We start from the raw sequence: 25,538 nt of genomic DNA on the forward strand, positions 1-25,538 counted from the left end.
CGGGCATGGGTACCGATTTGGCGGTGGAGCGGCTCCGTCGCCTGCGTGGCGGCCGACCGGACGACGGGGATGATCGCGACGCCGGGGGCGAGGACAGGTCAGACCGGGACACCGCGTCTGAGAGTGCGCTGTCGAGATGGCTGCCCGATACGTCCCCGGGGGACGGGCCCGGGTGGTTGGCCGGGGTGCGCGCCGATCCCGGCCGCGCCGGGGCGCTGGCGCTGGCCGGCGTCGGGGTACTGGCGATCCTGATCACTGTCTTCGCCCTGATCCGCCAGCGGCCACCACCGGTCGCCTCGGCGAATCTTCCACCGGTACAGATGGTTTCGTCAGCTGCCCCGACACCGCCGGGCAACGCCCCCGGAGGGCCGGTGGTGGTCAGCGTGGTCGGCCTGGTGCACAAACCGGGCCTGGTGACCCTGCAGTCCGGGGCGAGGATCGCCGACGCGCTGGAGGCCGCCGGCGGGCCGCTCGACGGAGCCGACCTGATCGGGTTGAACATGGCCCGCCGGGTCGGTGACGGTGAACAGATCGTGGTCGGCATCGACGCGCCACCTGGTCAACCGGCGACCATGGGCAGCTCGGTCGCGGGTGAGGCTCCGGTGTCCCCTTCGCGTGGTGCCCCCGCTCCTGCGTCCGGCGCGCCGTCGGGGCCCGTGGACCTCAACACCGCCACCGTGGAGGACCTTGACGCGCTGCCCGGCGTCGGCCCGGTGACCGCCGAGGCGATCGTGGCCTGGCGGGCTGCGCACGGCCGGTTCGACAGTGTCGATCAGCTCGGCGACGTCGACGGGATCGGGCCGGCGCGGCTGGAGAAACTGCGTGGGCTGGTCCGGGCGTAATGGTCAGAGCAGGGATGGTTCCGGCAGTGACGGCCCGGTCGGCGATGTGTGGGCCGAGGGGCAGTCCCTGGATCTGCGGATCGTCCCGGCCGCCCTGACCGCGTGGTCGGTCTCGGCGGCCGGAATCGTCTGGCACCCCGGTGCCGCGGTCGTGGTGGGCCTCGGCGCGGTGGGGTTGACCTGGCTGGCCGCGCGATGGGGCGGCAGGCATGACCCGGCGGCCGCTCAGCCGATCGCGGCCGCGGTTGTGGCTGTCGCGGCCGTGGCGGCCGGGTTCGCCATGGCGGTCGGACTACGTGTGCATCAGGTCGAGCATCACCCGATCGGCCGGCTCTACGGCGCGGCCGTGACGGTCGAGGTGGTTCCCGGGGAGACCCCGCGGGTGATCAAAGGGGGTCGGCTGATGTTCCGCGCCGCGCTGCGTGAGGTTGACCAGGTCCCGATGTCGGGTCGGGTCCTGGTGTTCGCCCCATCGTCGTTCGGTCAGGCCGGCCCGGGGATTCCGGTGCGGTTCCGGGCCACTGTGAGACGCCAGGACCGCAAGGATCTGAGTGTGGCGGTGCTGGCGGCATCGGGTCAGCTGTCGCTGGGGGAGGCTTCAGCCGTGCAACGTGTTGCGGCGCAGACGCGTTCGCGCTTCGCGGAGGCGGCACGTGCGGTGCTGCCCGCCGACCAGGCCGCCATGCTGCCTGCGCTGGTGCTCGGGGACACCTCGGCGGTCACCGGTACGACCACCGCGCAGTTCCGCACAGCGGGTCTCACACATCTGACCGCGGTGTCGGGGGCCAACGTGACGATCGTGTGCGGCGCGCTGTTGCTGAGCGCCGCACTGGTCGGGCCGAGGGTGGCAGCGGTCCTGGCCGGGGCCGGTCTGGTCGGCTTCGTCATCGTCGTGCAGCCCTCGGCCAGTGTGTTGCGGGCCGCGGTGATGGGCGCGGTGACGCTGCTCGCGGTGTTGACCCACCGGCGGCGGCAAGCGGTGCCTGCACTGGCAGCCAGCGTGATCGCGTTGATGATCGCCGCCCCCGAACTTGCGGTCGACGTCGGGTTTGCGCTGTCGGTGTGCGCCACGGCGGGCATCGTCGTCCTGGCTCCGGTGTGGTCGCGCCGGCTGCAGGACCGGGGTTGGCCGCGCCCGGTGGCGGCGGCGGTCAGCGTCGCGGTGGTGGCCCAATTGGTCACGGCCCCGCTGGTGGCCGGGATCTCGGGAACCGTCAGCCTGGTGGCGGTGGGCGCCAACCTCGCGGTGGCCGGGGTGATTCCGCCGATCACGATTCTCGGCACGGCGGCCGCGGTGTGTGCGGACATCTGGCCGGGCGGTGCGCAGCTGCTGATCCGGTTCACCGGGCCCGAGCTGTGGTGGCTGCTGTCGGTGGCGCGGTGGGCGTCGGCGTGGCCGGCGGCCGCGCTGCCGTCGCCCTCGGGCCTGGCCGGTGTGGTGTCGGTGGCCCTCGGCGGTGTGGCATTGACGGTGCTGTGGCGGCTGCCCTTGGTACGCCGCGGGCTGGCCGTGTTGGTGTTCGGCCTGCTGGCCTGGACGCTGGCGGGCCAGGTGGTAGGAGCTGTCGGGTCGGCGTGACACGATCATCGGTGTGACTCAACAGATCGACGGTCTGCACCTGGTTCTCGGCGATGAGGAACTGCTGGTCGAACGAGCGGTAGGGGCGGTGCTGCGGGCGCTGCGCCAGCAGGCGGGATCTGACGACGTCCCGGTGGACCGAATGCGGGCCGGCGAGGTCAGCACCAGCGAGCTCGCCGAGCTGCTGAGCCCGTCGTTGTTCGCCGAGGAGCGTCTGGTGGTGCTGGAGGCGGCCGCCGAGGCGGGTAAGGATGCCGTGGCCCTGATCGCCTCGGCCGCAGCCGATCTGCCGCCCGGCACGGTGCTGCTGGTCATCCACTCCGGTGGCGGGCGGGCCAAGGCGCTGGCTGATCAGCTGAAAAAGATTGGTGCACAAGTGCATCCGTGCGCGAAGATCACCAAGCCCGCCGAGCGCGCGGATTTCGTGCGTGCCGAGTTCCGCGCACTGCGGGTCAAGGTCTCCGATGACACGGTCACCGCGGTGCTCGACGCGGTCGGATCGAACATCCGGGAGCTCGCCGCGGTGTGCTCACAGTTGGTGGCCGACACCGCCGGCCAGGTCGACGCGGTCGCGGTGCGTCGCTATCACAGCGGCAAGGCCGAGGTGAAGGGCTTCGACATCGCCGACAAGGCGGTCACCGGAGATGTCGCGGGGGCCGCCGAGGCGTTGCGGTGGGCGATGCTGGCCGGTGAGCCGCACGTGGTGTTGGCCGACGCGCTGGCCGAGGCGGTGCACACGATCGCGCGGGTGGGGCCGCTGTCGGGGGATCCGTACCGGCTTGCCGGTGAACTGGGGATGCCGCCGTGGCGGGTGCAGAAGGCGCAGAAGCAGGCGCGCCGATGGTCGCGCGACTCGGTGGCCGAGGCCATGCGGGTGGTCGCCACCCTCAATGCAGACGTAAAGGGCGCAGCGGCAGATGCCGACTACGCCCTTGAGACAGCGGTACGCCGGGTGGCGGAACTCGCCACCCGGTGAACCGGGAAACTACTTCGGGTGGAACCGGGGGATCAGAGCTTGTTCAGCGCCAGGGCCAGAGCCGACTTCTTGTTGGCGGCCTGGTTGGCGTGGATGACGCCCTTGCTGGCGGCCTTGTCGAGCTTGCGGCTGGTGGTCGCCAGCAACTCGGCGGCCTTGTCCTTCTCGCCCGCCTCGACGGCCTCGCGGAAGCTGCGCACAGCCGTACGCAGCGACGACTTCACGGACTGGTTACGCAGCCGACGACGCTCGTTGGTGAGGATGCGCTTTTCCTGCGACTTGATGTTGGCCACGTAAAAATTCCTTCGTAATTCTCTAGCTGGGGTTACCGAAGTCTGGGTGCGCACACCCGCACTGCGGGCAGCGACTGTTCAGGGTACCAGCGAGACGTCTGAACTCCCAAAGCGGTGCAGCCGAAACGTCAGGCGCCGATGCGCCGTTTTTCGACTCCAATACCACCTCATCCGCCCTTTGGCCTGCTGAAACGGGCTCGATCATTGACCCGGCGAAACCCGGCCAGGTGCGGCAGCATGATGAGGGTGAGCCTGAGAACTGTCCGTACGCAAGGGGCCGAGTCGAACGGGTCGAGGCGGGCCGGCCAACGTGCCGGGTCGGCGCGACGCGTCAAACATCAGGGCATCTTCGACGGCTACAACCAGCTGGGCCGTTACTCGGAGGCATACGACGAGATGTTCGACGCCGCCGGCAACGTCCGCGGCCCGTACAAGGGCATCTTTGCCGAGCTTGCTCCGTCGGACGCGTCGGAGCTGCGGTCGCGGTCGGACGCGCTGGGCCGGGCGTTCATCGATCAGGGCATCACGTTCTCGCTGTCCGGCCAGGAACGGCCGTTCCCGCTGGACCTGGTGCCGCGGGTGATCTCGGCGGCGGAATGGTCCCGGCTGGAACGTGGCATCACCCAGCGGGTCAAGGCACTCGAGATGTATCTGGACGACATCTACGGAGAACAGGAGATCCTGCGCGACGGCGTCATACCCCGCCGACTGGTCACCTCGTGCGAGCACTTCCACCGTGAGGCCGCCGGCATCGTCCCGCCGAATGGCGTGCGCATCCACGTCGCGGGTATCGACCTGATCCGCGACGACAAGGGCGACTTCCGGGTGCTCGAGGACAACCTGCGATCGCCGTCGGGGGTGTCCTACGTGATGGAGAACCGGCGCACCATGGCGCGCGTCTTCCCGAACCTGTTCGCCACCCATCGGGTGCGTGCCGTCGGCGACTACTCCTCGCACCTGCTGCGGGCGCTGCGCAACGCCGCGCCCACCAACGTCGCCGACCCCACCGTCGTGGTGCTCACACCGGGCGTCTACAACTCCGCCTACTTCGAACACTCGCTGCTGGCCCGGCAGATGGGCGTCGAACTGGTCGAGGGCCGCGATCTGTTCTGCCGCGACAACGCCGTCTACATGCGCACCACCGAAGGCGAGCGCCAGGTCGACGTGATCTACCGCCGCATCGACGACACATTCCTGGACCCGATGCAGTTCCGCCCGGACTCGGTCCTCGGGGTGGCCGGGCTGCTCAACGCCGCCCGCGCGGGCAACGTGGTGATCTCCAGTGCGGTGGGGAACGGGGTCGGTGACGACAAACTCGTCTATACCTACGTGCCGACCATCATCGAGTACTACCTGGGCGAGAAGCCGATCCTGGCCAACGTCGACACCTACCGCTGTTGGCTGGACACCGAACGCGAGGAAGTGCTCGACCGCATCGACGAGCTCGTCATCAAACCGGTCGAGGGCTCGGGCGGCTACGGCATCGTGTTCGGCCCGGACGCCTCGGAGAAGGAGTTGGCGGCGACCGCCAAGAAGATCCGTGCCGACCCGCGCGGTTGGATCGCCCAGCCGGTGATGCAGCTGTCCACGGTCCCCACCCAGATCGACAACAAGCTGGCGCCGCGGCACGTGGACCTGCGGCCGTTCGCGGTCAACGACGGCAACGACGTCTGGGTGTTGCCCGGCGGGCTGACCCGGGTGGCGCTGCCGGAAGGGTCCCTGGTGGTGAACTCCAGCCAGGGCGGCGGATCGAAGGACACCTGGGTGCTGGCGTCGCGGACATCGGCGGCGGATCGCGAGCTGGCCGCGGCCGAGGTGGTGCGGTCGCTGCCCAAATCCGCCAAGGGGCCAAAAGCCAATGGCGCGCCTGATGGTTCGTCGTCGCAACAACAGCAGTAGGGGGTGGGATTAGATGCTGGCGCGAAATGCCGAGTCGCTGTACTGGATCGGACGTTATGTGGAACGGGCCGACGACACCGCACGGATCCTCGACGTCACGGTCCATCAGTTGTTGGAGGACTCCAGCATCGACCCGGATGTCGCGTCGCGGACGCTGCTGCGGGTGCTCGGTATCGAACCGCCCACGCGGCGCCTGGACGTGTGGTCATTGACCGACATCGTGGCGTTCAGCCGTGGCAGCGGCGGCAATTCGATCGTCGACTCGATATCGGCTGCGCGCGAGAACGCCCGCGGCGCCCGCGAAGTCACGTCGACGGAGATCTGGGAGTGTCTCAACACCACCTACAACGCGCTGGCCGAGCGGGAGCGTGCGGCCAAACGTCTGGGCCCCCATGAGTTCCTGTCGTATGTCGAGGGGCGCGCGGCGATGTTCGCCGGGCTGGCCGATTCGACGTTGAGCCGCGACGACGGTTACCGCTTCATGGTGTTGGGCCGCGCGATCGAACGGGTCGACATGACCGTGCGGTTGTTGCTGTCGCGGGTCGGGGACAGCGGGTCGTCGCCGGCCTGGGTCACGTTGTTGCGCTCGGCCGGGGCCCACGACACGTACCTGCGTACCTACCGCGGCGTGCTCGAGGCCGGCCGGGTGGTCGAGTTCATGCTGCTGGACCGGCTGTTCCCGCGGTCGATCTTCTATTCGCTGCGGTTGGCCGAACACAGTCTCGACGAGCTGCTCAACCGGCCGCACAGCCGGCTCGGGGCCACCGCCGAGGCGCAACGGCTATTGGGCCGGGCTCGCAGCGAGCTGGAGTTCCTGCAGCCGGGCGCGGTGCTGGAATCCCTGGACGCCCGGCTGGCCGGGCTGCAGAAGACCTGCCGGGACGTCGGAGAAGCGTTGGCGCTGCAGTACTTCCACTCCGCGCCGTGGGTGGCCTGGACCGATGCCGGGCACCGGGATGCGGTTGTCATCGAGGAGGGTGAGGTCTAGATGTGGCGGCTACGGGTGGTGCACTCCACGGGATACGCCTACAAGTCGGCGGTGACCGCGTCCTTCAACGAGGCACGGCTGACGCCGCGTTCGGACTCGCGCCAGAACGTGATCCTGAACCGGGTCGAGACCATCCCGGCCACGCGGTCCTATCGGTATGTCGACTACTGGGGCACGGCGGTGACGGCATTCGATCTGCACGCCCCGCACACCGAGCTGGAGGTGTCGGGGTCCTCGGTGGTCGAGACCGAGGTCGCCGAGAAACCCGAGGAGCTGGTGAGCTGGGATGATCTGCGTTCGGAGGCGGTGATCGACCGGTTCGACGAGGTGCTCAGCCCGACGCACTACACCCCGCGCAGCAGGCGCATCGCGCGCGTGGGGCAGCGGATCGCCAAGGAACATGACCCGTTCGAGGCGGTGACGGCCGTGGCGCAGTGGGTGCGCAGCGAGCTCGACTATGTCTCGGGGACCACCGGGGTCCACTCCTCGGGCCTGGATGCTCTGCGCGAGGGCAAAGGGGTGTGTCAGGACTTCGCCCATCTTTCGCTGATCATGTTGCGGTCCATGGGAATTCCGGCCCGGTACGTCTCGGGTTACCTGCATCCTTCGCGCGAGGCGGTGGTGGGGGACACGATCGACGGGCAGAGCCACGCCTGGATTCAAGCCTGGACCGGCGGGTGGTGGCACTATGACCCGACCAACGACAGCGAGATCACCGAGCAGTACATCAGCGTCGGTGTGGGCCGGGACTACTCGGATGTGGCCCCGCTCAAGGGAATCTATTCGGGTGAAGGGTCGACGGATCTCGACGTGGTCGTGGAGGTCACCCGCCTGGCTTGACGCGGCCGCTGCCCGTGCGGCCCAGGTTGCGGAAGCCGGGGTGCACGTGCGGTGTCAGCCCCTGCTGATCGGCGAGAATCTGTAGCAGGGCGTGCAGCTCGTCGCGCTGTCCCGCGTCGAGCCCGGCGGTCAGCTGTTCATCGTGCCGCCGCGCCAGCTCCCCGATGCGGCGAAGCGCCTTCTTGCCCGCGGTGCTGAGGAACAACGCGTGGAGGCGGCGATCGTCGGGGTTGCGGCGGCGCTCGACGTAGCCGCGGTCCTCCAGATCGTCGACATAACTGACGACGCGACTGGGTAGCAGGCTCAACTGGGTGCTCAGGGACTGCTGGCTGAGCCCGGGTTGCGCTCCGATGGCGCGCAGTATTCCGGCATGCGGCGGGGTGAGCTCGATCGTCGCCATCTGTTCGGCGAACTGCGTCGCGGCCCGGTGGCCGAGCTGTGCCAACAGAAATGCCACGGTGTCGGGCCGTCCGTTCTCCACGGTCAAACCGTATCACGGCGAAATCGTTCAAAAATGAAAATATTCAGAGGGTTGAGTTCGATGCCGACCGGGCATATCGTTCAAGTCATGAACGATTCAACGGGAGATCGAATTCGCACCGACCGGCCGACCGGACGGCAGGGCGGACCGCCCTTGGCCCCGGTCGCGGCCGTATCCCTGACGCTGCTGCTGGCCGGACTCGCCGTCGGTGTTGCACTCGGCGGGGTGATGCCGTTGCCCTACGGCCCGGCGGCCGAGGTCGTTCGATACATCCACGACAACCACGCCGCGGTGCAGGCCAGTGCGGTCGGCACGTTCGCCGCCTCGGTGCCGCTGGCGATCTACGCCGCGACGGTCAGCACCCGCTTGCGGCAACTGGGCGTGACGGCGCCCGGGGCCACCATCGCGCTGGCCGGCGGCATTCTGGCAGCCGGCGCCCTCGCGTTGTCCGGACTGATCTGCTGGACCATGTCTCGGGCCGAGGTGGTCGTCGACGACGGTCTGATCCGTGCGCTGTACTACCTGGTGTTCCTCACCGGCGGTGTCGGGCACATCGTCGCGCTCGGCTTGCTGCTCGCCGGGATCGCGGTGCCCGGCCTCATCCTCGGGCTGCTGCCGCGGCCGGTGGCCTGGACCGGCTTGGCGATCGCCGCATTGGCCGAACTGGCCACGTTGGTGTTGATCTGGCCGGAATCCGCGGTGATCCTGCCGATCGCGCGGTTCACGGGTCTCATCTGGCTCATCGTCGTCGGCGCACTCCTGCCGGCGCGTCGGGCCGCGCGGAGCCGGTCGTGAAACTGAGCGTGAGCGTCACCAACTACTCGTGGCCGGACCCGATTCACGCGCGGTTGGCCTCCATCGCGAGCTTTCTCGACGGCACCGCTGTCGACACGCTGTGGGTGGCCGATCATCTGCTGCAAGCCGACCCCGCCAGTCCCATCGACGAACCGATGTTGGAGGCGTATACCGCGCTGGGGTTCCTCGCCGCGGCGACGAGCCGGATCCGGTTGGGCACCATGGTGACAGCGGCGACCTTCCGCGCGCCGGCGTTGTTGATCAAGGCCGTGACGACGCTCGACGTCCTCTCCAATGGCCGTGCCTGGCTGGGCCTCGGTGCGGGCTACAACGCGGCCGAAGCTACCGCGATGGGATTGTTCCTGCCGGGTGTCACAGAGCGGTTCGAGCGGATGACCGAGCTGCTGCAACTGGCCCAGCACATGTGGCGCGGTGACGAATCGGCCTTCCGGGGAGAACATTTGGCACTGCAACAGCCGGTCGGCAGTCCACGTCCCGTCACGCTGCCACACCCTCCGGTGTTGATCGGCGGCACCGGTGAGCGCCGCACACTGCGGCTCGTCGCGCAGTACGGCGACGCCTGCAACCTGTTCGACGTTCCCGACGGTGGCCGAGCCATCCGTCGTCAGCTCGAGGTACTGGACCGGCACTGCGCCGACATCGGGCGACCAGCCGACGCGGTGCACCGCACCGTCACTACCGGGCTCGAACCCGGTGAAACGGTGGCACAGCTGGTGCAGCGGTGCCGGGCGCTCACCGAACTCGGCCTGCAGCACGTCGTGCTGATCACCCGCGGACGTCCCTGGGCCGGTGCGGATCTCGACGTCGCTGCCAGGGCGGCCGATCAGCTGCGCGAGCGGGTACACACCCCGGGATGAACTTCGACCCGGTGCAGGTCGTCGCCCAGTTCGATCTGGCGGTCGAACACCGATGCGGCCAGCGCGCGCCAGTCGTCCTCGGTGCCCGCGGCGATCCCGGGAACATAGTGGGTGAGGATCAGGATCCCGACGCCGGCGCGGGTGGCGGTCGCCGCCGCCTCCTGCACCGAGGAGTGATAGTCGCAGATGTCGCGGATCCGTTGTTGCGGAAGCAATTCGATCAGGTCCTTGCGGATCACTGTGTGCACCAAGCCTCCTGCGCCGGCAGCCAGCGCATCCAGGCTGGGACACGGCACGGTGTCACCGGCCGCCACCACCGAGGCCCCGCCGTGTTCGATCCGAAACGCGATGGTCGGTGTCACCGGCCGGTGATCGGTAGGGGCGACCCGGATCTGCACACCGCCGTGGTCCCACACCACCGCGTCGGTGTATTCGTGGACCTCCACCCGCGGTGGACCGGTGAGGTCGGCGTGGTGGGCGATGCGATAGCCGATGTCGTGTCCGAATGCGCGCAGCGTCGCATCGACCACCTCGGCGGTTCCCGGCGGGCCGATGATCGGCAGGGGCGCTGCCTCCGGGGTGAACGTGCTGACCCAGCGGGTGATGATCACGTCGCCCAGGTCGGCGATGTGATCGCTGTGCAGGTGGGTCAGCAATAGCGCGCTGAGCTGGTTGGCGCCCGAGCCGATGGCGGCCAGACGCTGCAGCACCCCGCGGCCGCAGTCGATCAAAAACATCTGGTCACCCGCGCGCGCCAAGGTGGACGGTCCGGCCCGCTCCGGATCAGGAATCGGGCTACCGGTGCCGAGCAGCGTGACCTCGATCATGTGCTCATTCCTACTCGTCCCGGCACAAACAGGCGTGGCTTCTTTCTTACTGACCGTCACCGACCTAGCCTTATGTGAGGTGGATCACGATCGGAGGCTGCCGATGCGAATCGCGGACGTGCTGAAAAACAAGGGCACGGCGGTGGTGACGATTTCGCCGGAGACAACGGTGACCGAACTGCTGGCCGGGCTGACCGAGCTCAACATCGGTGCCATGGTGGTCATCGGTCCGGGTGGGCTGGCCGGGATCGTCTCGGAGCGTGATGTGGTGCGCAAGCTGCACGAGCGGGGCAGCAGCCTGTTGGCGCAGCCGGTGTCGGAGATCATGACCACGGTGGTGGCGACCTGCACGCCACGCGACACCGTGGATCACCTGAGTGCGCTGATGACCGAGAACCGCGTGCGCCACATCCCGGTGCTCGACGGTGGCCGGCTGGCCGGCATCGTCAGCATCGGCGACATCGTCAAGACCCGGATGGAAGAACTCGAGGCCGAGCAGGAACAGCTGCAGGCCTACATCACCCAGAGCCGTTGATCGCGCCGGGACGACGATCTCTGTCGCGAAACGGTCTGAGGCGTGTGCGATCGTGGGTTGGTGGCTGCCGTCGATGTCCGTCCCCCGAACAAGTCTGACGTGAAGCGGCTCGCCGCGGTGCTGGGCCGGGCCTTCCACGATGACCCGGTGATGGCATGGATCCTGGCTGACGACGCCCGCCGCGCCAAGGCCCTGCCCCGGCTGTTCGCGGCCATCACCCGCCATCATTTCCTCTCCGGCAGTAGTGCCGAGGTGGCCGTCCAGGACGGCGAGATCGGCGCGGCAGCGTTGTGGGACGGCCCGGGCCGCTGGAAACAGACGCCGAGCGAAGAACTGCGCATGCTGCCCACGATGGTGCTGGCCTTCGGCAGCACCATGCGGCGTGGACAGCAGGTCGTCGAGCTGATGAAGAAGCAGCACCCGGAGGAGCCGCACTGGTATCTGGCGGTGATCGGCAGTGACCCCGCGGTGCGCGGCGGCGGGTTCGGGCACGCCCTGATGCAATCGCGCCTCGACCGGGTGGACGCCGAGCATGCACCCGCCTACCTGGAGTCGAGCAACCCCGACAACGTCCCGTACTACATGCGTTTCGGGTTCGAGGTCACCGGGGAGATCGTGCTGCCCGACGGCGGACCCACCATGACGCCGATGTGGCGGGCGCCGCGCTAGCCAGATGCGCGCGGGCAATCGCCGAAACGTCGTGGCTGTTACAGTGCGAAGGCCGACCAACAGGGGAATCCGGTGAAAAGCCGGAACTGACGCGCAACGGTATGAGGCAGCGCCTCGAGTCCGACTACCTGTGGCCGGGAATGACCGTTGACGGCTCCGCGACCGGGCCCTGGATCAAAGGGAGTCTTGTTCGTGCGTGTGCTCACCGCACTGTTGTCCCTCGTGTCTGTGACGTTGTCGCTCACGGTGGCTTGCGGGCATCGAGAGTCCGGCGCCGACAACCCCGCCGCCGAGGCCACCGCGGGCCCGACCAGCTATCCGCTCACGATCGAGAACTGCGGTGTGACAGTCACTTTCGATGGGCCGCCGCAGCGTGCGGTGTCGCTCTACCAGTCCTCGACCGAGATACTGCTGGCGCTCGGTCTGGCTGATCGGATGGTCGGCACGTCGACCTGGTTTGATCCGGTGCTGCCCGAGCTCGCGGCCGACAATGCCACCGTGCCCCGGTTGGCGGACAACGACCCGGGGCTGGAGACGGTGCTCGATGTCGAGCCGGACCTGGTGACCTCGGCCAGCGCTCACACCTTTACCTCCGCGGTGGTTGCCGACCGGTCAAAGTTTGCCCAGCTGGGCATCCCGACGTATCAATCGCCGTCGGTGTGTACCGGGGCGAAAGTCGACGGTGAGACCGTCACCCGCATCGAACCGCTGGCCCTCGACACCCTGTTCCGGGAGATCGGTGAGCTGGCCCAGATCTTCGATGTGCAGGAGCGCGGCCGCGACCTGATCGACCGGCTCACCCGGCGGCTGGACGACACACCGTCGATCACGGAGCCGGATACCAGCGTCGCATTCTGGTTCTCGGGGCTACGGACGCCCTATCTGGCCGGCTGCTGCTCGGCGCCCGGGTTGTACGCCACCGAACTCGGCGTCACCAATGTCTTCGCCGACACCCGCGAGGACTGGCCGGAGGTCAGCTGGGAGGCCCTGGCCGACCGCGATCCCGACGTGCTGGTGCTGGCCGACCTCAATCGAAGGCGCGTCGACGGGGACGCTCTGGATGCGAAAGTGAAGTTCCTGGAATCGAATCCAGTGACCAGGAACATGACCGCGGTGCGCGACAAACGCTATGTCGTGCTGTCCGGATCCGAACTCGACCCCGGAATCCGCGAGATCGATGCCCTGGAGAAGCTGGCTGCCGGTTTCAGGGCGTTCGGGCTGGCCCGGTGACGGGACGGGTCCGGCTGATGGCCGGAATGATGGGCGTGCTGCTGATGGCCGCCTGCGGCCAGGCTGCCGACCCGGCAGCGCCTCCCGGGGCGGCGCCCGGATATCCGGTGACGGTGCAGAATTGCGGCAGGCAGGTGGTGATCGATGCACCGCCGCAGCGGGCGGTGTCGTTGAACCAGGGCTCCACCGAGATTCTGCTCTCGCTGGGCTTGGCGGACCGCATGGTCGGCACCGCGACGTGGACGGACCCGGTCCGGCCCGGCCTCGAGGCCGAGAATGCCCGGGTGCCGCGCCTGGCGGTGAACAAGCCGTCGCTGGAGACGGTTCTCGACACCGAACCCGATTTCGTGTCGGCGTCTTTCGGCGGAACCCTGGGACCCGGTGGTGTCGCCGACCGCGACCAGTTCGCACAGCTGGGCATACCGACCTATCTGGCACCGAGTGACTGCGAGGGCAAGACCTCGGTCAACGGCGACGGCGCGCGCAGCACCCCGTTCAGCATGGATGCCGTCTACACCGAAATCCGGGACCTGGCGACGATATTCGGTGTCGTCGAACGCGGCGATCGGCTCATCGCGGAGTTGAGCCGACGGATGGACACGGCCGGTGGGGCTGCCTCCGGAGTCGACATGGCCTTCTGGTTCTCCGATGTTCGTGCCCCCTACTTCGCCGGCTGCTGCGGATCCCCCGGGGTGATCGCCGGGACCGTCGGGGCACGCAACGTGTTCGCCGACACCACAGATGAATGGCCGCAGGTGAGTTGGGAGAGTGTGGCCGACCGTGATCCGGATGTGCTGGTGCTGGGTGACCTGAGCCGCCGCACGATCGACGGTGACGCGCTGGAGACCAAAGTCGAATTCCTGGAATCGAATCCGCTCACCCGGGGCCTGACCGCCGTGCGGCACCGCCGCTACATCGTGGTGAATGGGGCTGATCTCAACCCGTCGATCCGCACCGTGGACGGCGTCGAGAAGGTGGCGAAGGGCCTGGCCGAACTCGGTTTCGGCTCACCGCGGTGAGTCTGCGTACCGGATGGCTCGGCGGATTATGGGCCGCCGGCCTTGTCCTTCTGGTGTTCTCGGCCGCGGTGGCCATCACCATCGGACCCGCCGCGTTGTCGGTGGGTGACGTCTACCGCATCGTCGGCGACCGTCTCGGCGCGGGGCCCTCGGGGGCGACCCGACTGCAGGAGAGCATCGTCTGGCAACTGCGCCTGCCGAGAGTCGTCCTGGCGGCCATCTGTGGAGCCGGGCTGGCGCTGTGCGGGGCGATACTGCAGTCGCTGCTGCGCAATCCGCTGGCCGACCCGTTCGTGCTGGGAGTCTCGTCGGGTGCCTCTACAGGCGCGGTGCTGGTCGCGGTGCTCGGCGTCGGCGCGGGCACGCTGACCTTGTCCGGCGGCGCCTTCGCCGGTGCGGTGCTGTCGTTCGCCGTGGTGCTGCTGCTCGCCTACGCGGCCGGCGGCGGGACCGACCGGGTGGTCTTGGCCGGAGTGGCCGGAACCCAGCTGTTCTCGGCACTGACGTCCTTCATCGTGTTGTCGTCGGCCGACGCCGAACAGACCAGGGGAGTGCTGTTCTGGCTGTTGGGGTCGCTGGCCGGGGTGTCCTGGTCGGATGTCCTCACCTGCGCGGTCGTCGTAGGCGTCGGGCTGGCGGTGTGTTTGGCCTATGCGCGTACCCTCGACGCCTTCGCCTTCGGTCAGGATGCGGCCGCGACGCTGGGCGTCGCGGTGGCCCGGGCACGCGTCGTGTTGCTGGTCATGACCGCGTTGGTGACGGCGGCCCTGGTCAGTGCGGCCGGGGCGATCGGATTCGTCGGGCTGGTGCTGCCGCACGCCGCGCGTTTCGTCGTCGGGCCCGGCCATCGGCGCCTGTTGCCGACCGCGGTGATCCTCGGCGCGATCTTCATGGTGTGGGTGGACACCCTGGCCCGGACCGTCTTCGCTCCACAGGAGTTGCCCACCGGGGTGGTCACAGCACTGCTCGGCGTCCCTGCATTCGCGTTGATCTTGTTGCGGCGCAGGGGGATACGTCGATGAGCCTGCGGGCTTTAGAGGTGTGCTGGACCCGTTCGGGACGGGTCGTACTCGACGGTGTCACGGTCGACCCGGCTCCGGGCAGCACTGTCGGTTTGTTGGGCCCCAACGGATCCGGCAAGTCTTCACTGCTGCGGCTGTTGGCCGGGATCGACCGGCCTGATTCCGGATCTGTGGAGCTCGACGGTCGTGAGCTGCACACGATGTCGCGGCGCGCGGTGGCACGCCGGGTGGCGATGGTCGGGCAGCATGCCGACACCGATCTGGACATCGCGGTCCGCGACATCGTCAGGCTGGGACGCATCCCGCATACTCCGGTGTTCGGGGCCGGCCGCGACGACACCGCAGCTGTCACCGCGGCGATGGCAGCCACCGGCTTGCGCAGCATGGCCGACCGGCTGTGGCACACGCTCTCGGGTGGGGAGCGTCAGCGCGTGCAGATCGCCCGGGCCCTGGCCCAGGAACCCAGCGAGCTACTGCTCGACGAGCCGACCAACCATCTCGACATCGCCCATCAACTGGAGATCTTGGCGATGATCCGCGCGCTCGACGTCACCTGTGTGGTGGCCCTGCACGATCTCAACCTCGCGGCGATGTTCTGCGACCACGTGGTCGTGCTGTCGGCGGGAACCGTGGTGGCCACCGGCACCCCGGCCGAGGTGCTGACGGAGGAGCTGGTGGCCGACGTCTACGGAGTACGGTGCCGGATCACTGTCGACGACGCCGGACCGTACGTGCGATTCGAACGCGGCGGCCCGACCCGCGGCACGGGTGGTCAGCTCCAGGAGTACTGAGCGCGCAGCCGTAGCGCGACCGCTTCGAACCGGCCGCGATCCAGGATCGCGCCCTCACGGCGGATGCCTTCCTCTGGAACGTCGAGCACCCGGTCCAGCCGGACCCAGCTCGGCCTGCCGTCGTAATCCCAGGTGCCGGTGCCAATGGCGATCCAGTCCGGATCGTCTCGGTGGTAGTCCTGGCTGGACAGCATCAGCCCGAGCAGGGTGCGCTGATCGCGGCCCACCACCAGGACCGGCCGGTCCTTGCCCTGGGTCGGATCGTCCTCGTAGACCACCCAGGTCCAGACGATCTCGCCGGGATCGGCCTGCCCGTCAAGATCGGGGGCGTAGACGACTTTGCGGGCCCGGTGTGCGGTTGGCACGCTGTTCTTCGATACCGGACGGCCGGCGGTGATCGCCTGCGGCGGCGGGGCGGCCGCACCGGCAAGCACGCCCAGACCCAGCCTGAGGCCCTGCTGAAGGCCCTGTTGGATGCCTTGCTGCACGGTCCGCGGCACGTTGTCCGTGGTCTGTAGCTGACGCACGAACTTCGGTGCCTCGTTGAACACCAGGTTCTCGGCGCCATCCACTACGCCCCTGAGAACCTGTTGGAACGCCTTCCACTGCGACGCCATGGTGTCGAGCATATGCGAGCGGACCCCTGGCGATTGTGTCGCGACGGTGGTTGCTCGATACCCTTAGGGAGCACAGCACGTGCTGGACACCCACGCTCACCAGGAGATTCCCATCAGCAGCTTCGCCGACAAGACGTTCACTGCGCCGGCGCAGATCCGGAACTTCTGCATCATCGCCCACATCGACCATGGCAAATCGACGTTGGCCGACCGGATGCTGGGGATCACCGGCGTCGTCGCCGACCGCGATATGCGGGCTCAATACCTCGATCGGATGGACATCGAGCGCGAGCGCGGCATCACCATCAAGGCCCAGAACGTGCGGCTGCCGTGGCAGGTCAACGGCGAAGATTTCGTGCTGCACCTGATCGACACCCCGGGCCACGTCGACTTCACCTACGAGGTGTCGCGCGCGCTGGAGGCCTGTGAGGGCGCCGTGCTGCTGGTCGACGCCGCCCAGGGCATCGAGGCGCAGACGCTGGCGAACCTGTATCTGGCGCTGGACCGGGACCTGACCATCATTCCGGTGTTGAACAAGATCGACCTGCCCGCCGCCGACCCGGAGCGCTACGCCGGCGAGATCGCGCACATCATCGGCTGCGAACCGAGTGATGTGCTGCGGGTCTCCGGCAAGACCGGCGAGGGCGTGGAGGCGCTTCTCGATGAGGTGGTGCGACTGATCCCGGCGCCGGTCGGTGACGCCGACGCGCCCGCGCGGGCGATGATCTTCGACTCGGTCTATGACATCTACCGCGGCGTGGTCACCTACGTGCGTGTGGTGGACGGCAAGCTCAACCCGCGCGAGAAGATCAAGATGATGTCCACCGGGGCGACGCACGAGTTGCTCGAGGTCGGCATCGTCTCACCGGAGCCGAAGGCCTCGGACGGGCTGGGAGTTGGTGAGGTCGGCTACCTGATCACCGGTGTGAAGGATGTTCGCCAGTCCAAGGTCGGCGACACCGTGACCTCGGCCCGCAACGGTGCCACCGAGGCGCTGACCGGATACCGCGAACCCCGGCCGATGGTGTATTCGGGCCTCTACCCGGTGGACGGTTCGGACTATCCGGTGTTGCGGGAGGCGCTGGACAAGCTGCAGCTCAACGACGCCGCGCTGACCTACGAGCCCGAGACCTCGGTGGCGCTGGGCTTCGGGTTCCGCTGCGGCTTCCTGGGTCTGTTGCACATGGAGATCACCCGGGAGCGCCTGGAACGCGAGTTCAACCTGGACCTGATCTCGACCTCACCCAACGTCGTGTACCGGGTGATCAAGGACGACAACTCCGAGATGGTCGTCACCAATCCGTCGGATTGGCCAGAAGGCAAGGTGCGCAGCGTCTTTGAGCCGGTGGTGAAGACCACGGTGATCGCGCCGAGCGAGTTCATCGGCACCATCATGGAGCTGTGTCAGCAGCGTCGCGGTGAGCTCGGCGGCATGGACTACCTGTCGCCCGAGCGCGTCGAGCTGCGTTACACCATGCCGCTGGGCGAGATCATCTTCGACTTCTTCGACTCGCTGAAGTCCCGTACCCGCGGCTACGCCAGCCTCGATTACGAGGAGGCCGGGGAGCAGGAGGCCGATCTGGTCAAGGTCGACATCCTGCTGCAGGGCGAGGCGGTGGACGCGTTCAGCGCCATCGTGCACAAGGATTCGGCGTCCGCCTACGGCAACAAGATGACCACCAAGCTCAAAGAGCTCATCCCTCGCCAGCAGTTCGAGGTGCCGGTCCAGGCTGCGATCGGATCGAAAATCATTGCCCGCGAGAACATCCGGGCGATCCGCAAGGACGTGTTGTCCAAGTGCTACGGCGGTGACATCACCCGTAAGCGCAAGCTGCTGGAGAAGCAGAAAGAGGGCAAGAAGCGCATGAAGACCATCGGTCGCGTGGAGGTTCCTCAGGAGGCGTTCGTCGCGGCGCTGTCCACCGACGCGGCCTCGGACAAACCAAAGAAATGACCGTCCCGGGCTGGGCCCGGCTGTACGCCACCGGGGTCGTGGCGGCGGCGGTGTTGGCGTTGTCGCTCGTGCTGTCGGGTTGTGTGAGCACTGTCGCCGGTGTGGCGTCGCGTGCCCCTGATGAGCCGAGGTGGGAGCCGATGCTGATCGAAGCCGACCTCGATGGCCTACTGCTGGGTGTCGATGACCTCAACGACATCGTCGGGTCGTCGGATCTGCAGGTGAGCTTCGATTCCAGTACCTTGAACGACAATTCGGAAGCGGTATCGGATCGGGATTGTCTTGCCGCCGCGTTCGGTGCTCAGGAGCTTGTTTATCAGGACAGCGGGTGGACGGCCGTGCGCGACCAGATCGTGCGCGAGCCTGGCGAGGGCAACCCGCATTGGATCGAACAGGTCGTGGTGCTCCATTCCTCGGCCGAACAGGCCCAGGCATTCGTGAAGCACTCCCAGGCGATCTGGGAGAGCTGTGCGGGAACGATTGTCACCTTTGACTCCGAGGACATACCCCAGCTCTGGTCGGTCAGCGAAGTCACTGCAGAGGATTCCTCGATAAGCCAGATGTCGACCCCCGAGGACAGTCCCAGCGGAGGATGCCACCACGTGCTGTCGGCGGCGTCCAATGTGGTCGTCGAGGCGTGGGTCTGTGGTGATGACATAGACCAGCAGGCAATCGAGGTCGTCGAGGAGATCGTCGCCCACGTCCGCAGCAAGTAGGCTCGGATTTCTTCGCGCTGAGTGCAACTCTCGGCGCGGGCCGACCGCGACCGTAGTGTCGGCGCAGTGTCCAGAGAGCTGCATCTGCTGGCCTTCGGCAATACCCGGTCTACCGGGCCGTGGCGGCATCCCGATATCGACAACAGCACCGGCGGGGTACGCCGGCGGCTGATCAGCTATGCGCAGACCGCCGAGGCCGGCACGTTCGACGCGCTGTTCTTCGCCGACGGCCTGAACTACGGCCCGCCGGCGACGTGGCCGTACAAGATCACCGAAGACTTCGAACCGCTCACCGCGACGGCCGCGCTGTCCTCGGTGACCGACCGGATCGGGCTGGTGGTCACCGGATCGGCCACGCTGGCCCATCCGTATCACCTTGCCCGCCAGTTGCTTTCACTCGATCACCTCAGCGGTGGCCGGGCCGGCTGGAATCTGGTGACCAGCTTCGCGCAGGCCGCCGCCGACAACTTCAGTGCCCGCGGTGTGGTGGCCCACGACGAGCGCTACCGGATTGCCGAGGAAGCGCTCGCGGTGGTGCGCAAGCTGTGGGACGGCTGGGGCGAGGACACCATCGTCGAAGACCGCGCTGCGGGGATATTCAACGACGTCACCAGAATTCAACCGACCGATCACCACGGGCGCTACTTCGACGTGGCCGGTCCGCTGGGTGCGGCCCGGTCGGCGCAGGGGCAGCCGGTGATCTTCCAGGCCGGATCATCGGAAACCGGAAGGGGTTTCGCGGGCCGGCACGCCGAGGTGATCTTCACCAGTCACGGCAACCGGGCGCGGGCGCAGGAGTTCTACACCCAGATCCACGAGGAGTCACGGCGGTCGGGACGAGCGAGGCCGCCGCTGATCACCCCGTCGCTGCGGTATCTCGTCGGCTCCACCGAGGAAGAAGCCCGGCACGCGCAGCGGCAGGAGTACGAGTACTTCAGCCCGCAGTACCAAGCCGGTTGGCTGCTCGAGGTCGACGTGGACGTCACCGGTGCGGACCTGGACGGTCCGGTTCCGGAGTCAGCCTTTCCGGTGCACACCGAGACCCACCAGACCGCGTTGGCCGGCTACCGGCTGCTGGCCACCGACGGAAACCCGACGGTGCGAGAGTTCCTGTACCGCACGGTCAACGGTTGGGGTGCGGCGGTCGTGGGCACGCCCGAGCAGATCGCCGACGAGATCGAGCAGTGGTTCACCACCGGTGCCGCCGACGGGTTCGTGCTTCGGGATTCCGGGCTACCCGGCCAGCACGAGATTTTCGTCGAGCAGGTGGTGCCGGTGCTGCGCAAGCGCGGGCTGTTCCGCCACGAATACGCCGGCACCACACTGCGGTCCCATCTGGGGCTGGACATACCGCGACGGGAGCTGTCATGACCGAACCGTATGTGCTGTCGGCGTTCACCATGTCGACGGTGTCGCACGGCAATTTCGGGCTGTGGCGCCACCCGCAGGACCGCACGGCCGACTACACCGATGTCCGGTATTGGGTGGAACTGGCGAAGCTGCTCGACGACGGCGGATTCGACGTGCTGTTCATCGCCGATGCGGTCGGGCAACTCGACGTGTTCGGCGGTGACGCCAGTGCCGCACTCGCGCGGGCCGTGCAGACGCCGGTGACCGATCCGCTGTTGGCGGTATCGGCGATGGCCGCGGCGACCCAGCGCCTGGGATTCGGCATCACGGTGTCCACCACCTACGAGAGTCCGTACCTGTTGGCCCGCAAGTTCAGCACCCTGGACCACCTCACCGGCGGCCGGATCGGCTGGAACATCGTCACCTCTCTACTCGACAGCGCGGCGCGCAACATCATCGGCCGCGACCGGCAGATCCCGCACGATGAGCGTTACGCGATGGCACAGGAATTCGTGGAAGTGACCTACAAGCTCTGGGAAGGTTCGTGGGAGCCGGGCGCGGTGCTGCGCGACGCCGAGCGCGGGGTGTACACCGACCCGGCGAAGGTCCATGGCATCGGCCACCACGGCCGGTACTTCACCGTGCCCGGGGCACACCTGGTCGAACCGTCGCCGCAACGCACCCCGGTGCTGTTCCAGGCGGGTACGTCGCCGGCCGGCCGGGAGTTCGCCTCCCGCAACGCAGAACTGGTGTTCGTCAGCGATCCGCGGCCCGAGGTCCTGCGCAACCACATCGAGGACATCCGGCGCCGGGCGGTCGGGCACGGCCGCGACCCACAATCGCTGAAGTTCATCACCTCGGTCGAGATTGTCACGGACAGTACCGATTCCGCGGCCCAGGCCAAGGCGCGCGAGCTCGCCGACTTTCACGACCTGGAGGGCGGGCTGGTGCTTTTGTCGGCACTGTCCGGTGTGGACTGGTCGACGTATGGGGTGGACCGCCCGATCGGACAGTTCGACACCGACGCCAGCCGGTCGATCTTGGCCGCGGTCACCGATTCCGGCGTCCGTGAGCGCCTGACGTTGCGGGACTACGTCGGGGGACTCGGCGGGTTCGGCGGCGAGTTGTTCGTCGGGTCGGCCACCACGGTGGCCGATGCCCTGGACGCGTATGCGCACCGGACCGGGGTGGACGGGTTCAACATCGCCTATCACCTCACGCCCGGCAGTTTCGCCGACGTGGCGGAGTACCTGATCCCGGAGCTGCGCCGGCGTGGCCGCGCCCGCGAGGCTTCCGATCCGACCACGTTGCGGCAGAAGCTGTTCGGCGGCGACGACGGTTTACTGGCTGCCGGGCACCCGGCCGCCGCATTTCGCAGGAATTCCGTTCATTCGCAATAGAATCCCGCCGATTCCATAGCTGACGGCGCGAATCTGATTGCGGCAGTGTGGCACTACATACCGACATATCAACCACCCGTACCGGTTCCCGGACGGGAGGCGTCGCGGTCCAGAAAGGGACATTGCCGTGACTACTACAGACGATCCGAAGACGACGGCTACCGGCCGCACCCTGATTTCGGCGGAATCGACCGGGCTGGAATCAGGGGCGCTGGGCCCGTGGGGGGTGTTCGCCCAGGGCCTGGCGGCCGCCGCACCCAGCGTGGCCCTGGCCGTGGTGCCGTTCTCGCTATTCGTGGCGGCGGGCAAGGGCGCGGCGTGGGCGGCGGTGATCGGTCTGTCCATCGTGGTGCTCGTCGCCATCACGATCAGTTTCCAGGCCAAGCGCACAGTGTCCTCCGGATCGCTGGGCACCTACACGGGTAACGGTCTGGGACCTGGCTTCGCTTTCGCCGCCGGGTTCAGCCTGCTGTTCGGTTACATCGGTTTCGCCACCACCGGAACCCTCGGCGGCGTGCTGTACCTCGATGCGTTCCTGGAGTCGATCGGCCTTGGCTCCCAGGCAGTCTGGTTCCGCCTGCTGCTGGTGATCGTGGTGGTCGGGGTCGCGGTGTACCTGCCGTACCGGGGAGTTTCACTGGCCGCGAAGTACGAACTGGCCTTCGAGTTGCTCGCCATCGCGTCGATCCTGGTGATCATCGTGGCCTCCTACATCGGTTACGGGTTCCGCATCGACTGGGAGCAGTGGAACCCCCAGCACCTCGGCTCCAGTGCCACGTTCATCGCGGCGGTCACCGCCGTGGGTTCCTATGCCGGTTTTGAAAGTGTCGCCTCACTCGGGGCCGAGGCCAAGGACGCCCACCGCAACATCGCCAGATCCCTGCTGCGTGTGGTGATCCTGATCGGCGCCCTGTACATCTTCGCGACATACCCCCAGATCCTGCACTTCGGCGAGATCGACGGTGACAAGGCGGTGCTGCCGCAGCTGGCCACCAGTGTCGGGGTGGAGTGGGTGAACCAGATCGTCAGCGGTGCTGTCGCGATCGCGTTTATCGTGTTCGTCACCGCGGTCACCACCGCCGCCGCGCGCTCGCTGTTCACCTTCGCCCACGAAGGCGCGCTGCCGCAGGTGTTCACCAAGGTGCACCCGACCTACAAGACGCCGTGGGCCGGTGTGGTGTTCGTCGGGATCCTTGCCCTCGCGTTCTCGATCACGGCCACGTTCAGCTCCGCGGGCCGGCTGGTGTTCGACGTCTACGGCGGCTACGTGGCCAACTGGGGCTTCCTGGTGAGCTATCTGCTGGTGGTCATCGCCACGCCGATCTGGCTGCGCAAGATCGGCGCCCTGACGCCGCAGCGACTCGCCGTGGCGGTCGCGGCCGCCATCGGCCTGGGGTACGTGATCGTCAGCAACTTCTACCCGGTGCCTGAGTTCCCGTTCAACATCCTGCCTTTCGTGTTCGGCGCCATCCTGCTGGCCGGACTGTCCTGGTACTGGTACCTCAAGCGGACCCGACCCGAGGTGGCCAAGCGCATCGGCACCATCCAGAGCATCTCGGATGAGGAACAGCAGCGGCTGCTCGATGCGGGTGTGACGCCGTGACGCTGACCCAGGACGCGTTGACTGCGGCGTCGGACGTGACCGGTTGGACCGTCGCCGAGGTAGCCCCACGACACCATCCGCTGATCGCCGACTTCCTGGCCACCACGCCGGGGCTCGGCGGTCGCAAGTTCGCCGCCGATTCCCGCGATATCGCAGAACAACTCGGCGGTGTGTACCCCGGCTCGGCCGTCGTTCTCCTCGATGAGGCCGGCGCGGTGGCCGGATACGCAGCCCTGCACCGGCCGGACGGCGCTGAACCGGAGGTGTTGGGGAACTTCGTATTCGGTCCCCATGCCCCGACGGAGGCGGTGCGGTCGATCGTCGGCGACAGTGTCGAACGGTTCGGCCGGGTGGCCGTGCCCGGCGCATACCTGCGGGTTTTCATCGGTGCCGATCAGGACGTGGCGATCGATGCGCTGGCTACCCGCGGAGCCCACCGGGAACGCCAATTCGCCAGCACCCGAAAGTCATTGCGTAACGAGGACGCCGTCGCTCTGGCCGATGCCCGGATCGGGTCGATCACGATCCTGTCGTGGCCCGAGGTCGTGGCGGAAGGTCTCACCGAACAGGTCAGGCAGGTGCAATTCGACACGTTCCGCGAGCATTTCGGGAACATGTCGAAAACCCCGCAGCGCTGGGAACATCATCTGGCCAGCCGGGCATTCACCCCGGATTTCAGCCTGGCCGCCGTGGATGACGGCGGTGTGGTGGTCGGCTATGTGCTGGGTTCCACCTACACCTCGGGAACCGGTGCGGACGAGATCCGCAGCGCCCACACCGACTACATCGGTGTGCGCGCGGACCGCCGCAAGGCCGGAACCGCGGAGCTGCTGCTGCGCAAGCTCTGGCTGGCGGCGCTGCGGCGGGGTTTCACCCATGCCTCGTTGGGCACCGACATCGCCAATGTCAGCAATGCCCATCTGCTCTATGCCCGGTTGGGGTATCGCACTGTCCGCGACGAGTACGCGTACCGGATCGACGCCGAGGAGAACGTTTAAATGTCCACCGAAACCACATATCTGAAGCGCCCCACAGGTTATGACGCCGAATTGCGCTCGGTGTTCGGGCCGATCTTCGAGCAGATCGCCGAGGGGAATCGGCAGCGCGAGGCCGACCGGGTGTTCCCGCACGAGCAGGTGCGCTGGCTGAGTGACGCCGGATTCGGCACCTTGCGGATCCCGGCAGAGCAGGGCGGTTTCGGTGCGTCGCTGGAGCAGACCTTCCTGCTGCTGGCGGACCTGGGGGAGGCCGATCCCAACGTCGCCCACATCTGGCGCAACCATCTGGCCTTCGTCGAGGACCGGCTCAATGCGCCGGCGTCGGAGGACAACACCACCTGGATCAAGCGGTTTCTGGCCGGCGAGTTCGTCGGCGGTGGCTGGACCGAAGCCAACAATCTGACCCTGGCCAATCTGGCTACGACGGTGACCGAGGGGGACGGGCACTGGTTGGTCTCCGGCTCGAAATACTATGCGACCGGCAGTCTTTACGCCGACTGGCTCGATGTTCTCGGTCGCGGTGAGGACGGCGAGCTGTGGACGGCTCTGGTGCGTGCCGATGATCCCGGCGTCACTCTCATCGACGACTGGCGCGGGTTCGGCCAGCGCACGACGGGCAGCGGTTCGGCCCGCTACGAGCGGGCCCGGGCCGAGCGCGGCAACGTGTTCCCGGCGACCGAACGCTTCACCTACCAGGCGCACTTCTACCAGATCGCCATGCTCGCGGTGCTGACCGGAATCATCAGGGCGGCACAGCGGGACGGCTCGGCCGCGTTGACGGCCCGGCAGCGCAATTACCCGCAGGGGCTGGCCGAGGTGCCGGCCGCGGATCCGCAGTTGCTGCAGGTGATCGGTGAGGTGTCGGCGGAGGCGTTCGGCGCGACGGCCGCACTGGGGCAGAGCGCACGCAGCCTGGATCGGATCGTGGCCGGCCGGCTCGCGGGCAGTGATGGCCAGGCCCGCCAGTTGCTCGTCGACGCCGAGGTGGCCGTCACCCAGGCGCAGTTGGTGATCGTGGCCGCGGCGCTGCGGGCCACCACGCGGGTGTTCGATGCGCTCGGCGCCTCGGGCGTCTCCGAAGAGCTTGGCCTGGACCGGCATTGGCGCAACGCCCGCACGCTGGCTTCGCACAATCCGGTGGTCTACAAGGCGCGCATCCTCGGTGACTGGTTCATCAACGACAAGGATCCGGTGGCCGACCTGGTGTCACGGGGGCGCGGCGGGCAGGGCAACTGA

At 67.7% G+C, this 25,538-nt stretch carries 25 protein-coding genes; 21 read left to right on the top strand and 4 right to left on the bottom strand.

Annotation, left to right across the window (positions count from 1 at the left end; all coding sequences use genetic code 11):
* The first annotated feature begins 5 nt into the window (after nt 1-5).
* The 3 genes from ACZYZ7_RS22915 to holA are packed head-to-tail and all read left to right on the top strand — an operon-like array spanning nt 6 to nt 3,397.
* Nucleotides 6-842, top strand: coding sequence for a helix-hairpin-helix domain-containing protein (locus ACZYZ7_RS22915; RefSeq protein ID WP_463741885.1), 837 nt, complete (start codon nt 6-8; stop codon nt 840-842).
* 46 nt (nt 843-888) lie between these two features.
* Complete coding sequence (locus ACZYZ7_RS22920; RefSeq protein ID WP_463741947.1) at nt 889-2,421, top strand: ComEC/Rec2 family competence protein; 1,533 nt, start codon at nt 889-891, stop codon at nt 2,419-2,421.
* 25 nt (nt 2,422-2,446) lie between these two features.
* Nucleotides 2,447-3,397 (top strand): DNA polymerase III subunit delta, encoded by a 951-nt coding sequence (gene holA, locus ACZYZ7_RS22925; protein ID WP_450072210.1) that lies wholly within the window; start codon nt 2,447-2,449, stop codon nt 3,395-3,397.
* A 32-nt stretch (nt 3,398-3,429) separates the two neighbouring features.
* Here the strand turns inward: holA and rpsT are convergent, their stop codons facing one another.
* Nucleotides 3,430-3,690: a 30S ribosomal protein S20 gene (gene rpsT, locus ACZYZ7_RS22930; protein WP_135456272.1), complete on the bottom strand. Its 261-nt coding sequence runs from the start codon at nt 3,688-3,690 to the stop codon at nt 3,430-3,432.
* A gap of 396 nt (nt 3,691-4,086) precedes the next feature.
* Between rpsT and ACZYZ7_RS22935 the strand changes: the two genes are divergently transcribed.
* Genes ACZYZ7_RS22935 through ACZYZ7_RS22945 form a run of 3 tightly spaced genes read left to right on the top strand, consistent with a single transcriptional unit; the run spans nt 4,087 to nt 7,417 of the window.
* Nucleotides 4,087-5,589 carry a circularly permuted type 2 ATP-grasp protein gene (locus ACZYZ7_RS22935; protein WP_450072211.1) on the top strand — a complete coding sequence of 501 codons (1,503 nt, stop codon included), beginning with the start codon at nt 4,087-4,089 and terminating at the stop codon, nt 5,587-5,589.
* Between the two features lie 13 nt (nt 5,590-5,602).
* The gene (locus ACZYZ7_RS22940) at nt 5,603-6,577 is read left to right on the top strand and encodes an alpha-E domain-containing protein (protein WP_135456269.1); all 975 of its coding nucleotides are present in this window, start codon (nt 5,603-5,605) and stop codon (nt 6,575-6,577) included.
* On the top strand, nt 6,578-7,417 hold the full coding sequence (locus ACZYZ7_RS22945) for a transglutaminase family protein (RefSeq protein ID WP_135456268.1): 840 nt from the start codon (nt 6,578-6,580) through the stop codon (nt 7,415-7,417).
* On the opposite strand, the gene ACZYZ7_RS22950 is transcribed toward ACZYZ7_RS22945, so the two are convergent.
* Nucleotides 7,401-7,898: a MarR family winged helix-turn-helix transcriptional regulator gene (locus tag ACZYZ7_RS22950; RefSeq protein ID WP_463741886.1), complete on the bottom strand. Its 498-nt coding sequence runs from the start codon at nt 7,896-7,898 to the stop codon at nt 7,401-7,403. The genes ACZYZ7_RS22945 and ACZYZ7_RS22950 overlap by 17 nt on opposite strands.
* A gap of 87 nt (nt 7,899-7,985) precedes the next feature.
* Between ACZYZ7_RS22950 and ACZYZ7_RS22955 the strand changes: the two genes are divergently transcribed.
* Together ACZYZ7_RS22955 and ACZYZ7_RS22960 are read left to right on the top strand one after the other, a co-directional pair.
* Nucleotides 7,986-8,693 carry a hypothetical protein gene (locus ACZYZ7_RS22955; protein ID WP_463741887.1) on the top strand — a complete coding sequence of 236 codons (708 nt, stop codon included), beginning with the start codon at nt 7,986-7,988 and terminating at the stop codon, nt 8,691-8,693.
* Complete coding sequence (locus tag ACZYZ7_RS22960; RefSeq protein WP_463741888.1) at nt 8,690-9,571, top strand: TIGR03560 family F420-dependent LLM class oxidoreductase; 882 nt, start codon at nt 8,690-8,692, stop codon at nt 9,569-9,571. Before ACZYZ7_RS22955 ends, ACZYZ7_RS22960 begins: the two co-directional genes overlap by 4 nt.
* Here ACZYZ7_RS22960 and ACZYZ7_RS22965 read toward each other — a convergent pair.
* Nucleotides 9,538-10,398 carry a ribonuclease Z gene (locus ACZYZ7_RS22965; protein ID WP_463741889.1) on the bottom strand — a complete coding sequence of 287 codons (861 nt, stop codon included), beginning with the start codon at nt 10,396-10,398 and terminating at the stop codon, nt 9,538-9,540. The two genes, ACZYZ7_RS22960 and ACZYZ7_RS22965, sit on opposite strands and share 34 nt — an antisense overlap.
* A gap of 103 nt (nt 10,399-10,501) precedes the next feature.
* Between ACZYZ7_RS22965 and ACZYZ7_RS22970 the strand changes: the two genes are divergently transcribed.
* The 6 genes from ACZYZ7_RS22970 (at nt 10,502) to ACZYZ7_RS22995 (ending at nt 15,664) form a co-directional block, all read left to right on the top strand.
* Nucleotides 10,502-10,933 carry a CBS domain-containing protein gene (locus ACZYZ7_RS22970; RefSeq protein WP_209914641.1) on the top strand — a complete coding sequence of 144 codons (432 nt, stop codon included), beginning with the start codon at nt 10,502-10,504 and terminating at the stop codon, nt 10,931-10,933.
* Nucleotides 10,934-10,993: 60 nt separating this feature from the next.
* Nucleotides 10,994-11,602 carry a GNAT family N-acetyltransferase gene (locus tag ACZYZ7_RS22975; RefSeq protein WP_463741890.1) on the top strand — a complete coding sequence of 203 codons (609 nt, stop codon included), beginning with the start codon at nt 10,994-10,996 and terminating at the stop codon, nt 11,600-11,602.
* A 192-nt stretch (nt 11,603-11,794) separates the two neighbouring features.
* Entirely contained in the window at nt 11,795-12,832 is a 1,038-nt protein-coding gene (locus tag ACZYZ7_RS22980) for an ABC transporter substrate-binding protein (protein ID WP_463741891.1), read from the top strand.
* A 44-nt stretch (nt 12,833-12,876) separates the two neighbouring features.
* The gene (locus tag ACZYZ7_RS22985; protein WP_286175311.1) at nt 12,877-13,851 is read left to right on the top strand and encodes an ABC transporter substrate-binding protein; all 975 of its coding nucleotides are present in this window, start codon (nt 12,877-12,879) and stop codon (nt 13,849-13,851) included.
* Nucleotides 13,848-14,873, top strand: a complete 1,026-nt coding sequence (locus tag ACZYZ7_RS22990; protein WP_167857903.1) for a FecCD family ABC transporter permease — start codon at nt 13,848-13,850, stop codon at nt 14,871-14,873. Before ACZYZ7_RS22985 ends, ACZYZ7_RS22990 begins: the two co-directional genes overlap by 4 nt.
* Nucleotides 14,870-15,664: an ABC transporter ATP-binding protein gene (locus tag ACZYZ7_RS22995; protein WP_463741892.1), complete on the top strand. Its 795-nt coding sequence runs from the start codon at nt 14,870-14,872 to the stop codon at nt 15,662-15,664. The genes ACZYZ7_RS22990 and ACZYZ7_RS22995 overlap by 4 nt, the downstream gene beginning before the upstream one ends.
* Here ACZYZ7_RS22995 and ACZYZ7_RS23000 read toward each other — a convergent pair.
* Entirely contained in the window at nt 15,646-16,281 is a 636-nt protein-coding gene (locus ACZYZ7_RS23000) for a type II toxin-antitoxin system PemK/MazF family toxin (RefSeq protein WP_090432194.1), read from the bottom strand. The two genes, ACZYZ7_RS22995 and ACZYZ7_RS23000, sit on opposite strands and share 19 nt — an antisense overlap.
* Before the next feature lie 79 nt (nt 16,282-16,360).
* Between ACZYZ7_RS23000 and lepA the strand changes: the two genes are divergently transcribed.
* From lepA to ACZYZ7_RS23035, 7 genes are all read left to right on the top strand, one after another.
* Nucleotides 16,361-18,235 (top strand): translation elongation factor 4, encoded by a 1,875-nt coding sequence (gene lepA / locus ACZYZ7_RS23005; RefSeq protein WP_463741893.1) that lies wholly within the window; start codon nt 16,361-16,363, stop codon nt 18,233-18,235.
* Nucleotides 18,232-18,951 carry a sensor domain-containing protein gene (locus ACZYZ7_RS23010; RefSeq protein WP_463741894.1) on the top strand — a complete coding sequence of 240 codons (720 nt, stop codon included), beginning with the start codon at nt 18,232-18,234 and terminating at the stop codon, nt 18,949-18,951. The genes lepA and ACZYZ7_RS23010 overlap by 4 nt, the downstream gene beginning before the upstream one ends.
* A 66-nt stretch (nt 18,952-19,017) precedes the next feature.
* On the top strand, nt 19,018-20,322 hold the full coding sequence (locus ACZYZ7_RS23015) for an NtaA/DmoA family FMN-dependent monooxygenase (protein ID WP_463741895.1): 1,305 nt from the start codon (nt 19,018-19,020) through the stop codon (nt 20,320-20,322).
* Nucleotides 20,319-21,701: an LLM class flavin-dependent oxidoreductase gene (locus ACZYZ7_RS23020; protein WP_135456251.1), complete on the top strand. Its 1,383-nt coding sequence runs from the start codon at nt 20,319-20,321 to the stop codon at nt 21,699-21,701. Before ACZYZ7_RS23015 ends, ACZYZ7_RS23020 begins: the two co-directional genes overlap by 4 nt.
* Before the next feature lie 127 nt (nt 21,702-21,828).
* The gene (locus tag ACZYZ7_RS23025; RefSeq protein ID WP_135456249.1) at nt 21,829-23,304 is read left to right on the top strand and encodes an APC family permease; all 1,476 of its coding nucleotides are present in this window, start codon (nt 21,829-21,831) and stop codon (nt 23,302-23,304) included.
* Complete coding sequence (locus tag ACZYZ7_RS23030) at nt 23,301-24,302, top strand: GNAT family N-acetyltransferase (protein ID WP_463741896.1); 1,002 nt, start codon at nt 23,301-23,303, stop codon at nt 24,300-24,302. The genes ACZYZ7_RS23025 and ACZYZ7_RS23030 overlap by 4 nt, the downstream gene beginning before the upstream one ends.
* Complete coding sequence (locus ACZYZ7_RS23035) at nt 24,303-25,538, top strand: acyl-CoA dehydrogenase family protein (RefSeq protein ID WP_450072137.1); 1,236 nt, start codon at nt 24,303-24,305, stop codon at nt 25,536-25,538.

The sequence above is a fragment of the Mycobacterium sp. IDUB_17 genome (assembly GCF_055419465.1).